Consider the following 14377-nt stretch of genomic DNA (forward strand, 5'->3'; position numbering starts at 1 on the left):
AACGGTTCGTCGATCGCCCGCGACATCCTCCGGACCGGACGGCGGAAACCCGCGGCGGCCCACCCGTTCGGGCTACAGGAACCCCGGTCAGGGGTTCGCGCACCCCACACGATCGGTGAACCGGCTGGAATGCGGGACGGCCCATCAGTACGTTTTTCCCACCGAGGCGGAACAATGCCTTGAATGCTGCTCCAGCAATTGTCTTGTCGAGGAGAATCCATGCTGAAGAAAATCGGCTTCGTCGCCGCCGCCATGGCGGCCGGGGCTTTCGTCACCGGTGGGATCGCGGCCGCCGGGACGCCGGACGAAGAGCACGGCCACCACCACGGCCACCACGGCTGGGACCACACCGGTCAGGTCGGCCTGGTCAACCTGAACAACACCGACGCGCTGCACAACGTCCAGGGCACGCTCGGGCTGTGCCACAACAACGTCAACGTGCTCGGCGTCCAGGTGCCGGTCCAGGAATCGCTCAACGGCATCGGCGTGCCGATCCTGTCGCCGGGCGCCAGCGAGGCCGAAGGCGAGTCGCCGTACAACTGCGCCTCCAGCGGGCTCGCCGACGGCGGCACCAGCCAGGGCGACTGAGCTTTCCGCCCCGGCGGAAAGAAATGATTTCCGACAATGGCGCGGCTCCGGCGCGCGCCGTGGAATACCGCCCCGTGCCGGGGTGGGCAGTTGAGGAGTTCTTTTCGTGATCAAGCAGCTCGGATTCGTCGCGACCGCACTGGCGGCCGGCTTGGCCGCGTTCGGTGGCTCGGCCTCGGCGACCAGCATCACCGTCGAGGGCCACCCGGCCGACCACAGCGAGCAGTTCGGCCTGGCCAACGTGCAGAGCCTCGACGCGCTGCACAACGTGGACCTCGTCGGCGGCGTCTGCGACGACAACGTCAACGTGCTCGGGGTGCAGGTCCCGGTGCAGGACGTCGCCCAGGGCGTCGGCGTGCCGGTCCTGTCGCCGGGGGCGAACGAGGCCGAGGGCTCGTCGCCGTCGAACTGCGCCAGCGGCAGCATCGCGGACGGCGGGACGGCCCAGGGCCACTGACCGACCCCGGTGGGGAGCCGTCGCGCGGATGCAGTGTCCGTGCGGCGGCTTTTCGCGTTTTGCGGGCCGAGGAAGCAGAGGAGCACGACCGTGCCCGGTGACGTCGACCCGGTGGCCGAGAACGCGCAGCTGCGCGAGGCCCTGTCGTCCCAGCCGGTGATCGAGCAGGCGAAGGGCATGGTGATGCTCTTGCGCGGGTGCACCGCCGCGGAGGCGTTCGGCGTGCTGGTCACCGTGTCGCAGCTGAGCAACGTCAAGCTCCGCGACGTCGCCACGGTCGTCGTGGCCGCCGGCAGCGACGCCGAGCCGGGACTGTCCGATGCGGACGCGGAGCGCGCGGTCCGCGCGGTGTTGTGCTGCCACCTGCTGGACGGGTCCGGCTAGTGCCCTGAGTCGTTGATTCGCTGGCAGTATGCGGCGAGGAATGTGGCATGACCGGTAGCGTGGGCGGACGCTCAACGCCAACGGTGGCAGCTTCGGGCTCGGCATCCCCACACCCTGGCTGGACACCGGCCACGAAATTCAGACGTAGGGCACTAGCTGCTGGGAACCGGCGAGGACGGGCGTCGCCCGGCTGCGGGCTCGGCTGAGGGGTTCAGGCCTCGCCGGTTCACCAGCCGGAATTCCGTTCCCGGGGTCAGGGGAACGAGTTCCGTACACTCGAGCCTAGGGCTTCCGCCGCGTTTTCGCCGCGATTCTTCGAGTGGTCGCGGCGTGAACGAGTGTGCGAATGGAGCCGGTTTTGCGGGAAACGGTTTTCCGCGTGGTAAACCTCGCTGACCCGATCGGGCCAATGGCGGCCAGGTCAACGGCTTGCGGTGCGCACCCGATGGTGGCGCGAAGTGGAATTGTGCCCGTGCGGAACAGTACGTTTCCCCCACGCGGGACGGAGAACACACACCTCGCCCCCGTCCTGTCCGATGCACCGAACGATCGAGGAGAACAAATGCTGAAGAAGGTTGGAATCGTCGCGGCGGCCATGGCGGCCGGCGCGTTCATGGCCGGTGGCGTCGCGGCCGCCGACACGCCGTTCGACCACGACCACCACGGCGGCCACACCGGGCAGCTCGGCCTGCTCAACCTGAACAACACCGACGTGCTGCACAACGTCAACGCCGTGGTCGGCGTGTGCGACAACAACATCAACGTGCTGGGCGTCCAGGTGCCGATCCAGAACTCGGCCAACGGCATCGGCGTGCCGATCCTGTCGCCGGGCGAGCACGAGGCCAGCGGCGAGAACCCGGAGAACTGCGCCTCGGGCGGCATCGCCGACGGCGGCACCAGCCAGGGCCACTGAGTCCCCGCGCCACGGCTGCCCGTTGTGTGTGCGGAAGCCGGCCGGGGCGCGGAACCCGGCGCCGCGCCTGATGTCGTGCGGCGTGCCCGGAACAGGGAGCGAGCTGCACACTCCGGTTCCCCGTCCCGGGCACGCAGCGACCTGGTGCCGACGCCGGCACGGGTGGGACCGGCCCAGGGCCGGTCCCACCCGGCGCAGCGAAGCCGCGATCGGAGTCCCGATCGCGGCTTTCGCCGTTTCTACCGGCGGCCGAGAAGCCGGCCGACGACCCCGCGGCGGCGCCTGGGCGTGGTGCCCACCCGCAGCACGATGTCCAAGAGCGCCGCCTGCTGTTCGCTGGCGGCACGGCTGTAGCCGGGCGACGCCGCCACGGCGCGCCGAAGGTCGTCAGGGTCGGCGGTGCCGGTGTCGAACCCGGTGACCCGGGTGACGTCGATGGGGCCTCGGCACGGTGTTTCCACGCGAAAGTTCTCCTGCGGTCGGACGGTCCGTGTCTCGTTATCGCTCCGTTACCGCCTGAGCGTTACCGCCACCGTGTCGCCCGGTCAGGTGAGAACCGGCGAGCCCGGACCGCCGCCCGAGATTTCGTACGTTCGCGGGGGAGGCCGGCCGCGGCGTACCGGCACTGGTGCCGCGGCGACCGGTTCCGCGCCCGTACCAAAGCTCGAGTACCGCCCGCTGAAGCCGGCGAAGAGGCTCAGACGCGGCTCCACTTCTGGTTCGCCTGGCCGTTGCAGGACCACAGGATCGCCCGGGTCCCGTTCGCGGTCGCCGCCCCTTCGGCGTCCAGGCACAGTCCTGATTGGACGTTGCGGAGCGTGCCGTCCGAGCCGAGCGTCCACTTCTGGTTGTTCTGCCCGGTGCACGAGCGGCTGGTCACCTGGGCGCCGCTCGAGCCGCCGTCGAGGCACTTGTCGCCGAAGACGCGGATTTCGCCGTTCTCCCAGGTCGTCCACAGCTGGTTGGCGGCGGTCTGGCAGTCCCAGAGCAGCGTGCCCGCGCCGGACGCGGTGGAGGCGTTGTCGACGTCGAGGCAGCGGTTCGAGCCCGTGCCGCGCAGCCGTGACGTCGTGGCCGTGAGCGGGGTGCCGCCGGAAACGCGGTAGGCGGCGATGCCGTGGGCCGGCACGCTCGCGCTGATCGGCCCGCTGGACGCCGACGTGCCGCCCGTCCACACGTCGGTCAGGGTGAACGACGTCCCGGACAGCCCGATCTGCGCCGCGGTGGTGCTGATGGTCGTCGTGCCGCTGCCGCGGTTGAGCAAGCCGACCGCGACCGACCCGTCGGACAGCGGTTTGGCGAACACCTCGACGTTGCCGTCGTCGCGCACCCGGCGGCCACCGGCGCCGAGCCGGTCCTGGTCGATCGCCAGCAGCCGCGGGTTGCGCAGGACCGCGCTGATGTCCGCGGACATCGTGCGGATGTCGTTGCCCGCCATCAGCGGCGCGGCCAGCAGGGCCCAGAGCGCGAAGTGGGCGCGGGACTCGGTCAGCGACAGGCCGGGCCGGCCGACGACCAGCATGTCCGGGTCGTTCCAGTGCCCGGGCCCGGCCTGCGCGGCCAGCGGCGCGGTCACGTCGAGGACGTTGCCGACGCCCATCGGGTAGCTGTTGGTGTTGCCGTTCTGCCAGATGTCGAGCAGGTCTTCGGTGGTGCGCCACAGATCGGCGACCTGGCCCCAGTCGTACTTGTCGCCGGTGATGGCGTGGTAGCTGTTCGGGTTGATGCTGTAGACGATGGGCCGCCCGGTGCCGCGCAGCGCGTCGCGCATCAGGCCGAAGCGGCTGACCTGCTCGTCGCGCGTTCCGGCGGGGGAGCACCAGTCGTACTTCAGGTAGTCGACGCCCCAGGAGGCGAACGTGCGGGCGTCCTGGGCCTCGTGGCCCTGGCTGCCGGTCGAGCCGGGGTAGGTGCCGGTGCGCTGGGCGCACGTGCGGTCGGTGGGCACCTGGTAGATGCCGAACTTCAGGCCGCGGGCGTGGATGTAGTCGCCGAGGGCCTTCATGCCGCTCGGGAACTTCGAGGCGTTGGCGCGCAGGTTGCCCTGGCTGTCGCGCTGCGGGTCGAACCAGCAGTCGTCGACGACGACGTACTGGTAGCCCGCGTCGCGCATGCCGGAGGAGACCATCGCGTCGGCCGCTTGGTGGATGGTCGACTCGCTGACGTTGCAGCCGAAGCTGTTCCAGCTGTTCCAGCCCAGCGGCGGGGTCACCGCCGGGCTCCCGGGCGCGGCGACGGCGGCCGCCGGGACCGCGGCGGCCAACGACAACGCGGCGGCCGCCGCGGTGAACAAGTGCAGGACCCGTGAACGGGTTCGAGCGGGCATCGTCGCCCCTTTCCGGACGGGCGGACCGGGAGTTAGCGTTAACATTTCCGGTCGCGCTGAAACTTTCGGAAAATTTCGCGTTGGCTGACCCGGTGACCCAGGTATGTATAGACGAACGCCGGTACCGCGTCCACCCTCCTTCGCCGATCATTGCCAAAGGCGCACGTCGATGATTACAGTCCCCTGTCTGGGAGCGCTCCCACTTTTGCCGAGCTCGACGACGAGGAGATGGCGAATGCGGGTAAGAAGATTCCGGGCTGGTCTGGTGTTACTGGCGGTGACGGCGCTCGGGCTGACCGCGGGTTCGGTGCCCGCGTCCGCCGCGGACTACGAGCGGCTGCTCAACGGCACCTTCGCCAGTGGCACCCTCGACCCCTGGTGGGCCGGGTCCGGGACCACCGGCCGGGTCACCGGCGGTGAGTTCTGCACCGACGTCACCGGCGGCACGGCCAACGGCTACGACGCGCTGGCCGGCCAGAACGGCGTCCCCTTCGAGGCCGGGCAGGAGTACACGCTGGAGTTCGACGCGCACGCGACGACCAGCCAGCAGATCTCCGCCGTCGCCGGCGAAGCCGTCTCGCCCTACCGGCAGATCTCCCGCACCGACCTGACCGTCACGCCGGCGACCCAGCACTTCACCGTCACCTTCACGTCCACTTTGGACTTCCCGGCCGCGGGCAACGGCCAGCTGGCCTTCTGGTTCGGCGGCCAGGCCGCGAACAACACCGTCTGCCTGGACAACATCTCGCTGATCGGCGGCGTGCTCCCGCCCGGTGGCCTGCCGCCGACGAGCGGCATCCGGGTGAACCAGGAAAGTTACACCCCCGGCCTGCCCAAGCACGCCACGGTGATCAACAGCTCGACGTCGCCCGTGACGTGGACGTTGCGCAACGCCGCCGGCACCGCGGTGGCCACCGGCCAGACCCGCCCCCGCGGCGCGGACGCCGCCTCCGGCGAGAACGTCCACGACATCGACTTCTCCGCCTACGACACCGCGGGCACCGGCTACACCCTGGTCGTCGGCTCCGAGACGAGCTTCCCGTTCGACATCTCCGCGGACGGCCTCAAGAAACTCCGCTACGACTCGCTGGCGTTCTTCTACAACCAGCGCAGCGGCATCGCGATCGACGCCCAGTACGTCGGGGCCACCTACGCGCGCCCCGCGGGTCACGTCAACGTGGCACCGAACCAGGGCGACAACAACGTGCCGTGCCGGTCGGACCTGAACTGCGGTTACACCCTCGACGTCCGCGGCGGCTGGTACGACGCGGGTGACCACGGCAAGTACGTCGTCAACGGCGGCATCGCGACCTGGGAGCTGCTCGACGAGTACGAGCGCGCGCTGAAGCTGGGCGACGCGAGCGCGCTGGGCGACGGGAAGCTGGCCATCCCGGAGCGGGCGAACGGCGTCCCGGACATCCTCGACGAGGCCCGCTGGGAGGTCGACTTCCTGCTCTCCATGCAGGTCCCCGACGGCAAGCCGAACGCGGGCATGGTGCACCACAAGATCCACGACGCGGCGTGGACCGCCCTGCCGACCCGGCCCGAGCTGGACAGCCAGCCGCGGCGGCTCTCCCCGCCGAGCACGGCGGCGACGCTGAACATGGCCGCGGTCGCGGCGCAGGCGTCCCGGCTGTGGCGGACCATCGACCCGGCGTACTCGGCGAAGCTGCTCGCCGCGGCCGAGAAGGCGTACGCCGCGGCCAAGGCCAACCCGAACCTGCTCGCCGACCCCAATGACGGCACCGGCGGCGGGACCTACAGCGACAACACCGTGACCGACGAGTTCTACTGGGCGGCCGCGGAGCTGTTCGCGACGACGGCGAAGAGCGCGTACCGCACCGACGTCACCGGCTCCGCGCTCTACCGCGGCGTCAGCTTCAACACGCACGGCTTCGACTGGGGCTCGACCGGCGCCCTCGGCGACATCACCCTCGCGCTGGTGCCCACCGACCTGCCCGCGGCGGACGTCGCGGCCATCAAGACGGCGATCACCACGACGGCCGACAGCCACCTCGCCCAGATGGCGGGCATGGGCTACCCCGCGCCGTACCGCACGGCCGACGGCACGTACGAGTGGGGCTCGAACGGCCTGGTCGCCAACAACGGCGTGGTGCTGGCCCTGGCCTACGACTTCACGAAGCAGGACAAGTACCGCGACGGCGCGTTCCAGGCCATGGACTACCTGCTCGGCCGCAACCCGGCGAACTACTCCTACGTCTCCGGGCACGGTGACCAGGCCGTGCAGAACGTCCACCACCGGTTCTGGGCGCACCAGCTGGACCCGTCGCTGCCGATCGCGCCGCCCGGGGCACTGTCCGGCGGGCCCAACAGCGGCCTGCAGGACCCGACCGCGGCCCGGCTCCTCGCCGGGTGCCCGCCCCAGCGCTGCTTCGTCGACGACATCCAGGCGTACTCGGTGAACGAGGTCGCGATCAACTGGAACTCGGCGCTGGCCTGGCTGGCGAACTGGACGGCGGAGAAGTCGCCGTCCGCGGTGGACACGACCGCCCCGGCCGCGGCAGGCAAGCCCGCCGTGTCCGCGGTGTCCGCCACCGGGGCGACGGTGACCTGGGCGGCGTCTTCGGACGCCGAAAGCGGGATCAAGAACTACGACGTCGTCAGCGTGACCGGTACGACCCGCAAGGTCCTCGCCACCGTCACCGGGACCAGCGCGACCTTGACCGGGCTGTCGCCGTCGACCGCCTACACGCTGGTCGTGGTGGCCCGCAACGGCGCGGGCCTGACCGGCCCGGATTCGGCGTCGGCGCAGTTCACGACGCTGCCGGACGCCTCGGGCGGCGGCTGCTCGGTGACCTACACGGCGAACAGCTGGTCCGGCGGCTTCACGGCCTACGTCACGGTCACCAACACCGGGACGGCGGCGTGGTCGAACTGGGTCCTGAAGTTCACCTTCCCGGGTAACCAGAAGGTGACCCAGGGCTGGTCGGCGACGTGGGCGCAGTCCGGTGCGGCGGTCACCGCCACGGCGATGCCCTGGAACGCCTCCGTGGGCGCGGGCAAGTCGGTGTCGATCGGCTTCAACGGCAGCTACACGGGCAGCAACGCGTCACCGTCGTCCTTCGCGGTGAACGGGAAGACGTGCGGCTGACGCCCGTTCCGGTCGTTCGATCGGCGGACTGACGAAGACTCCGCTAACGTCACACCTGCGGGCAGGTGCGCCTCCTCCCCCCTCGGCGCATCTGCCCGCACTTTTCCGCCTCTTGTCTCCGCCCGCACCGGCGCTCACCATGAGTGGTCCGGGGCGGGAGGAGGACGCCGTGGCCGAGCCGGCGATCGTCGTGGACGGGTTGCGCGTCCGCCGCGGCGGCGAAGAGGTGCTGCGCGACATCGGGTGCACCGTGCGGCGCGGGACGGTGACCGGCCTGCTGGGGCCGAACGGCTGCGGCAAGAGCACGTTGATGCGCTCGATCGTCGGTGTCCAGCTCGTCGAGTCCGGGCGCGTGGACGTGCTGGGCCGGCCCGCCGGCCACCCCGAGCTGCGGCGGCGGATCGGCTACGCGACCCAGGACCCGGCGATCTACGCGGACCTGACCGTGACCGAAGCCCTGCGCTACTTCGCCGCGGTGCTCGGCACGACACCGTCGGACGTGGACCGGGTGATCACCCAGACGGGACTCACGAAGTCGGCCCGCGTCCTGGTCGGCCGCCTCTCCGGCGGCCAGCGCGGCCGCGCCAACCTGGCGGTGGCGCTGCTGGGCACGCCCGAGCTGCTGGTGCTGGACGAGCCGACGGTCGGCTCCGACCCCGAGCTGCGCGACGAGCTCTGGCAGCTGTTCCACGGCCTGGCCGCCGCCGGCGTCACGCTGCTGATCTCCAGCCACGTCATGGACGAGGCCGCCCGCTGCGACGACCTCCTGCTGCTGCACCGCGGCCGGGTCCTGGCCCGCGGCACGCCGGAGGACCTGCGGGCGCGGACCGGCGCGCCCGACCTCGAGCAGGCGTTCCTGCGCCTGATCCGGGACCGGACGGAGGCGGCGCGGTGAACGCGCTGGCCACCACCCGCCGGATCCTCACCCAGCTGCGGCACGACCCGCGCACGGTGGTGCTGCTCATCGCCGTGCCGAGCGTGCTGATGGTCCTGCTGCGGTACGTGCTCAACTCGGAGCAGCGGTTCAGCGCGGTCGCACCGGCGTTGCTCGGGATCTTCCCGTTCACGATCATGTTCCTGCTGACCTCGGTGACGACGCTGCGCGAGCGCACGACGGGCACGCTCGAGCGTCTGATGACCCTGCCGATCGGCAAGCTGGACCTGATCCTCGGCTACGCGCTGGCGTTCGGCGTGCTGGCGACGCTGCAGGTGGTCGTGGCGGCCGGGATCTCCCTGACCTGGCTCGGGCTGGACATCGCGGGCTCGGTCTGGGTGCTGCTGCTCGTGGTGGTGCTGGACGCGCTGCTCGGCACGGCGCTCGGGCTGTTCGTCAGCGCGTTCGCCCGCACCGAGTTCCAGGCGATCCAGTTCCTGCCGGTGTTCGTGCTGCCGCAGTTCCTGCTGTGCGGCCTGTTCGTCCCGCGCGGCGAGATGGGCTGGGTGCTCGGCGCGGTGTCGGACGTCCTGCCGCTGTCGTACGCCGTGGACGCGCTGACGCAGGTGACCCGCTCGGCCGAGGTCGACGGCACCCTGGTCCGCAACATCGGGATCATCGCCGGGTGCGTCGTCCTGGCCCTGCTGCTGGGTGCCGCGACGCTGCGCCGCCGCACGCCTTGAGGACGGCCGGGGCCGAACGACGCGCATGCCGGTGGTCATCGACTGGCGAGGCCGCCCATGATGGCGTCGATGATGCCCTGGTGCGTCACCGCGTAGGACCGGCGGTCGAACAGACCGAGCCCGTACTGGCCGTTGTTGCCGTTGTCCCAGTAGACGGTGGCGGCGCCGTACTTCTTGGCCGTCGACACGACGGCCCGCGCGAAGTCGGCCCGGTACCGGTTGTTCGCGGAATCGAACGCGGACTTGTCGACGGACCCGAATTCCCCGACGACGGCCGGATAGCCCTTCGCGACGAATGCGTTGTACACGAGTTTCAGCTGGGCGTCGAGGTAGTCTTCCTGACCCCAGGTCGACTTTTTCGACGGATTGGTCGCGCCCCGGCCCCACTGCGTGATGTTGCCGTTTTCCTCGCCGGCGAAGTCCCACGGGCTGTAGTAGTGCACGGAAATCATGATCCGTTTTTCGCCGGCCGGAATCGACGGGGAACGGAACTGGTCGGTCGGCATCGTGAAGCCGTAGTTCCCGGTGGTGTAGTCGATGTTGGTGTTCCAGCCGGCGACGAGCAGCCACCGCGAAGCGTTGTTCCCGCCGGTCTTGCGCACGGTGTCGACGAAGATCTGGTCGTAGGCGTTGATGTTCGAGTAGCACGGCTGCGTCGGCGTGCCGTACTGGCCGTCGAACTCCTCGTTCATGGCTTCCATGATCAGGTGCTGGTCGTAGCCGGCGAACCGGGCCGCGACCTGTTGCCAGACCTTCTGGTACTTGGCTTTGACGGTGGCCTGGTCGCCGGCATCGCAGATCAGCCAGGAGCCGGTGATGGTCTTGTAGCCGTCGCCGTGCATGTTGATCAGCACGTACAGGCCGCGCTGGTAGGCGTAGTCGACAACCTGCTGGATCCGGTTCAGCCAGGCGGCGTTGACGGTGTAGTTCGGCCCGGCGCCGATGTAGCCGAGGTAGGAGATCGGAATCCGGATCGTCTTGAACCCGGCGGCCTTGACTTTGTCGACGAGCGCTTGGGTGATGGTGGGCTGCCCCCAGGCGGTTTCGCTGGGCACACCATTGCTGTTGGCTTCCAGCTGGTTCCCCAGATTCCACCCGGCCCCCATGTCGGCAACGATCTGCGACGCAGTGAGCTGACCGGCGGCGCCGGCCGGAGCAACCCCGCAGACGCTCGCGGTGACGCCCAGCACGGCGGCAAGGAAGAGCTTCATTGCTCTCGAAGTCATGGCGGATACCTTTCCTGCCCCTTGGTGGACATATTCCAACATGCCCGAAAGCAGGGGTCAATCCCGCCGTGAACAATCGAAAGAATCGACGAATATTCGACAGATATTCGCGTGTCGTCCGGACCGGTCGACGGCCGGCTGGGGCCACCTCCGCGGTCCCGCATAAGGTGGGCAGGGGTCGTCACGAGCAGAGGAGTTCGCATGGAAGGCATCAACCCCGCGGTTCCGCCCAGCGGCACCGGCTGCGCGGACTGCGACAGCGCGAACCCGCCGGGCTGGTGGTTCCACCTGCGCCGCTGTGCCGAATGCGGGCACATCGGCTGCTGCGATTCCTCGCCCGCCCAGCACGCCAGTGCCCACGCCGCCGCCAGCGGGCACCGGATGGCGCGCAGCTTCGAGCCCGGCGAAGCCTGGTTCTGGGACTACACCGACGAGGTCCTCTACGAATCCGGCCCGGCGCTCGCCGCGCCCGAACACCGGCCGCTCAGCCAGGCCGTGCCCGGGCCCGCCGGCCGCGTGCCCGAAGACTGGACCCAGCACCTGCACCGGTAATCGTTCCTGTCTCGTGGACAACCTAGGCGAGGCGCCGGCAGGCTGCTATTGTGGCTTGAAACGTTTCAACGATGCCGTGGAGCGTTCATGTCCGGATCTCGCGTGCTGCTCGCCGTCCTGTCCGCCCTCCTCCTGATCGCGCCGCCGAGCGTCGCCGCGCCCCCCGGGGCCATCCAGGCCGGCGACCTGCGCGTCGACAACGTTGTCAACCCCCTCGTCGCCGGCCCCAGCCCGACGCTGAGCTGGAAACTGCGCTCCGACCGGCCCGGAGAACGGCAGACGGCCTACCGGATCCTCGTCGCCAGCGATCCGCGGCTCCTGCAGGAGGACCGCGCCGACGTCTGGGACAGCGGCCGCGTCACCGGCGCCGACTCCGTGGCCGTCCCCTACCGCGGGCCCGCCGGGAAACGGAACTACTGGACCGTCGAAGTCTGGGGCACCCGCGGCGGACCGCCCGCCAAGGCCGCGCCCGCCTGGTGGGAGACCGGCGCCGACTGGTCCGGTGCCCAGTGGATCAGCCCGGGCGACGCCTACGCCTGGCAGGACTTCGTCCTCGACGTCGACTTCGCCATCAAGTCCGCGGCCGCGAGCGTGGTCTTCCGCGCCACCGGCCCCGACGATTTCCTGCTGTGGCAGGTGAACGCCGCCGAGGTGCCGGGCAAGGTCCTGCTGCGACCGCACGTCAAGAGCCACGGTTCCTTCGCCCTCCTCGGCGAAACCGACGTGAGCCGGCTCGTCACCGTGAACGTCCCACACCACCTGCGGATCGACGCGCGGGGGAGCACCGTCGTCACGTCGATCGACGGCACCCAGGTCGACTCCCGGACGGTCGACGCCGTGCGCAGCGGCACCATCGGGTTCCGGACCTCCGTCAGCCAGGGCACCCCCGAAGCCGCCGCCTACGACAACCTCACCGTCCACGGCATCGACGGCACCCGGCTGTTCTCCGACGACTTCGAGTCCACTCCGGACGCCCGCTTCCCCGGAGCCACGATCACCGACGGCAAGCTCGAACCCCAGGGCGACCCGCTCCTGCTCGCCCAGTCATCGGACGCGCCGCTGCTGCGGAACGAGTTCGTCCTCGACAAACCCGTCGCGAGCGCCCGCGCGTACGTCTACGGCCTCGGCTTCTACGAACTGCACCTCAACGGCGGGAAGGTCGGCGACCAGGTGCTGACGCCGGGAAGCACGCCGTACGACCGCCGCCTCCTCTACGACTCCTACGACGTCACGAACCAGGTCCACAAAGGACCAAACGCGGCCGGACTGTGGCTGGGCAACGGGTACGGTCCCCGCTTCAGCCAGTACGGCTTCCGCTGGACCGGACCGAAGCAGGGCATCCTCGCGCTGGCCGTCACCTTCACCGACGGAACCCGCCGGACGATCACGACCGACAGCTCCTGGCGCTGGTCGGACGGTCCGGTGACGGCCAACGACCTCTACGCCGGCGAAAACCACGACGCCCGGCTGGAGAAACCCGGCTGGGACCGGCCGGGGTTCGACGACTCGGCCTGGCACCCGGTGCGGACCGTCGCCGCCCCGAACGGGGAGCTCATCGGGTCGACCGCGCCGCCGATCCGGGTCGTCCGCACGCTCCGGCCGGTGGCCATGACACAGCCACGCCCAGGCGTTCACGTCTACGACTTCGGTGAGAACTTCGCGGGCTGGGCCCAGCTGCGCGTCGCCGGGCCGGCGGGCACGACCGTGCGGATGCGCACCGCGGAAGAGCTGGCCGAGGACGGGATGCTCGACACCGCGACCAACCGCAACGCCGCCTCGACCGACTCCTACACCCTCGGCGCCGCCCGCGGAGTCCAGGTGTACGAGCCCCGGTTCACCTACCACGGCTTCCGCTACCTCGAGCTCACCGGCTACCCGGGGACGCCGGACCTGGGCAGCGTCGCCGGCCGGGTCGTGCACGCCGACGTTCCCGCCACCGGGCACGTCGAGACGTCCGATCCGCTGCTGAACGCGATCTGGGCCGACAACCGGCGCGCTGTCCTGAACAACTCGATGAGCCTGCCCACCGACAACCCGGTCCGCGACGAGCGGACGCCGCCGGGCATGGACGTGCAGGCCTACCACGACGCCGCCGTCCTCGACTTCGGCATGGAACCCTTCTACCGCAAGTACCTGCTCGACCTGCCACCCGGGACGGCGTTGCCCAGCGACGACGGGAACGCCCAGCTGCCGGACATGGGCGGCGGCTCGGTCGACCTGGCCTGGTCGCTCTACGAGCAGTACGGCGACCTCCCGCGGCTGGCCGCCGCCTACCCGTTGATGAAGGCGTTCGTGGACACCAACGCGGCCGCCCACCCCGGCCACGTCTGGCCCGAGGACCGCGGCTTCGGCGACTGGTGCCCACCCGACCGGAGCCCGAACGCCAACGGCGGACAGGGAAATCCGTCCGCGGGCGCGTGCTTCAGCGAGCGTTCACTGGTCAACACGGCGTTGTCCTACCGGCAGGCCGAAGACGTCGCGAAAGCCGCGCGGGCACTGGGAAAGACCGCCGATGCGACGCACTTCGGGGAGCTGGCGAGCGCGATCGCCGCCGCGTTCAACGCGCACTTCCTCGTCGGCGCAACCTACGGCGACGGCCGTCAGACGACCAGCATCCTGCCGCTCGCGTTCGGGATGGTTCCCCCGGACAAGGTGGCCGCGGTCGGCGCGAAGCTCGTCGGAACGATCCTGACCAAGGACGCCGGGCACCTCGACACCGGCATCTTCGGCACCCGGTACCTGCCCGAAGCGCTCGCCAAGGCCGGCCGCATCGACGTCGCGCTGACCGTGCTCCGGCAGCGGACCTACCCCGGATTCGGGTACGAGATCAGCCGGGGCGCGACGACGCCGTGGGAGCAGTGGACGTACGAGTCCGGCATGGAAACCCACGACCACGCGATGTTCGCCGGGATCAACGCGGCCTTCTACACGCAGTTCGCCGGGATCACCCCCGCGGCGCCGGGCTACGCGTCGATCGCCATCGCGCCCCAGGTGCCGCCCGGCCTCCGGCACGTCGCGGCGTCGATCGACACGGTCCGCGGGCCGGTCGGCGCCGAGTGGACGCAGACCGGGTGCCGCTTCGACCTGACCGTCACCGTCCCGGTCAACGCGACCGCCACGGTCACCCTGCCCACGGGGGTACGGATCCCGGTCGGCTCCGGGACGTCGAAGTTCACCGCCCGCCACTGCGCCTGACCGGGGA

Annotated in this window: 12 protein-coding genes; 9 read left to right on the forward strand and 3 right to left on the reverse strand. The window is 70.3% G+C overall.

Going from position 1 to position 14377, the window contains the following annotated elements; translation table 11 throughout:
* Positions 1–219: 219 nt before the first annotated feature.
* From H5965_RS17955 to H5965_RS17970, 4 genes are all read left to right on the forward strand, one after another.
* The gene (locus tag H5965_RS17955; protein WP_310971149.1) at positions 220–588 is read left to right on the forward strand and encodes a hypothetical protein; all 369 of its coding nucleotides are present in this window, start codon (positions 220–222) and stop codon (positions 586–588) included.
* 106 nt (positions 589–694) lie between these two features.
* Positions 695–1045, forward strand: a complete 351-nt coding sequence (locus H5965_RS17960; protein WP_310971150.1) for a hypothetical protein — start codon at positions 695–697, stop codon at positions 1043–1045.
* Positions 1046–1135: 90 nt separating this feature from the next.
* Positions 1136–1429, forward strand: a complete 294-nt coding sequence (locus H5965_RS17965) for an ANTAR domain-containing protein (protein ID WP_310971151.1) — start codon at positions 1136–1138, stop codon at positions 1427–1429.
* Between the two features lie 562 nt (positions 1430–1991).
* Positions 1992–2342 (forward strand): hypothetical protein, encoded by a 351-nt coding sequence (locus H5965_RS17970; protein WP_310971152.1) that lies wholly within the window; start codon positions 1992–1994, stop codon positions 2340–2342.
* A gap of 239 nt (positions 2343–2581) precedes the next feature.
* On the opposite strand, the gene H5965_RS17975 is transcribed toward H5965_RS17970, so the two are convergent.
* Both H5965_RS17975 and H5965_RS17980 read right to left on the reverse strand, forming a co-directional pair.
* Positions 2582–2803: a hypothetical protein gene (locus H5965_RS17975; RefSeq protein ID WP_310971153.1), complete on the reverse strand. Its 222-nt coding sequence runs from the start codon at positions 2801–2803 to the stop codon at positions 2582–2584.
* 236 nt (positions 2804–3039) lie between these two features.
* Positions 3040–4668 (reverse strand): ricin-type beta-trefoil lectin domain protein, encoded by a 1629-nt coding sequence (locus tag H5965_RS17980; protein ID WP_310971154.1) that lies wholly within the window; start codon positions 4666–4668, stop codon positions 3040–3042.
* A gap of 235 nt (positions 4669–4903) precedes the next feature.
* Here H5965_RS17980 and H5965_RS17985 point away from each other — a divergent pair, with 235 nt between their 5' ends.
* The 3 genes from H5965_RS17985 to H5965_RS17995 all read left to right on the forward strand — a co-directional run bounded on the left by H5965_RS17985 (position 4904) and on the right by H5965_RS17995 (position 9397).
* Positions 4904–7780, forward strand: a complete 2877-nt coding sequence (locus H5965_RS17985) for a glycoside hydrolase family 9 protein (RefSeq protein WP_310971155.1) — start codon at positions 4904–4906, stop codon at positions 7778–7780.
* A gap of 169 nt (positions 7781–7949) precedes the next feature.
* The gene (locus H5965_RS17990) at positions 7950–8675 is read left to right on the forward strand and encodes an ABC transporter ATP-binding protein (protein ID WP_310971156.1); all 726 of its coding nucleotides are present in this window, start codon (positions 7950–7952) and stop codon (positions 8673–8675) included.
* Positions 8672–9397: an ABC transporter permease gene (locus H5965_RS17995; RefSeq protein WP_310971157.1), complete on the forward strand. Its 726-nt coding sequence runs from the start codon at positions 8672–8674 to the stop codon at positions 9395–9397. Before H5965_RS17990 ends, H5965_RS17995 begins: the two co-directional genes overlap by 4 nt.
* A 35-nt stretch (positions 9398–9432) precedes the next feature.
* Here H5965_RS17995 and H5965_RS18000 read toward each other — a convergent pair whose 3' ends face one another.
* Positions 9433–10623, reverse strand: a complete 1191-nt coding sequence (locus H5965_RS18000) for a glycoside hydrolase family 5 protein (RefSeq protein WP_310971158.1) — start codon at positions 10621–10623, stop codon at positions 9433–9435.
* A 201-nt stretch (positions 10624–10824) separates the two neighbouring features.
* Between H5965_RS18000 and H5965_RS18005 the strand changes: the two genes are divergently transcribed.
* Positions 10825–11175 carry a UBP-type zinc finger domain-containing protein gene (locus tag H5965_RS18005; RefSeq protein ID WP_310971159.1) on the forward strand — a complete coding sequence of 117 codons (351 nt, stop codon included), beginning with the start codon at positions 10825–10827 and terminating at the stop codon, positions 11173–11175.
* 87 nt (positions 11176–11262) lie between these two features.
* Positions 11263–14370, forward strand: coding sequence for a family 78 glycoside hydrolase catalytic domain (locus tag H5965_RS18010; RefSeq protein ID WP_310971160.1), 3108 nt, complete (start codon positions 11263–11265; stop codon positions 14368–14370).
* The last annotated feature ends 7 nt before the right edge of the window (positions 14371–14377 follow it).

The organism is Amycolatopsis sp. 505, from assembly GCF_031625235.1.
Classification (GTDB): Bacteria; Actinomycetota; Actinomycetes; order Mycobacteriales; family Pseudonocardiaceae; genus Amycolatopsis.

Excerpts from the sequence above, each read along its gene's own strand:
- H5965_RS18010 (WP_310971160.1), top strand. The coding sequence starts at position 11,263 with ATGTCCGGATCTCGCGTGCTGCTCGCCGTCCTGTCCGCCCTCCTCCTG.
- H5965_RS17985 (WP_310971155.1), top strand. The coding sequence starts at position 4,904 with ATGCGGGTAAGAAGATTCCGGGCTGGTCTGGTGTTACTGGCGGTGACG.
- H5965_RS18000 (WP_310971158.1), bottom strand. The coding sequence starts at position 10,623 with ATGACTTCGAGAGCAATGAAGCTCTTCCTTGCCGCCGTGCTGGGCGTC.
- H5965_RS18005 (WP_310971159.1), top strand. The coding sequence starts at position 10,825 with ATGGAAGGCATCAACCCCGCGGTTCCGCCCAGCGGCACCGGCTGCGCG.
- H5965_RS17980 (WP_310971154.1), bottom strand. The coding sequence starts at position 4,668 with ATGCCCGCTCGAACCCGTTCACGGGTCCTGCACTTGTTCACCGCGGCG.
- H5965_RS17955 (WP_310971149.1), top strand. The coding sequence starts at position 220 with ATGCTGAAGAAAATCGGCTTCGTCGCCGCCGCCATGGCGGCCGGGGCT.
- H5965_RS17970 (WP_310971152.1), top strand. The coding sequence starts at position 1,992 with ATGCTGAAGAAGGTTGGAATCGTCGCGGCGGCCATGGCGGCCGGCGCG.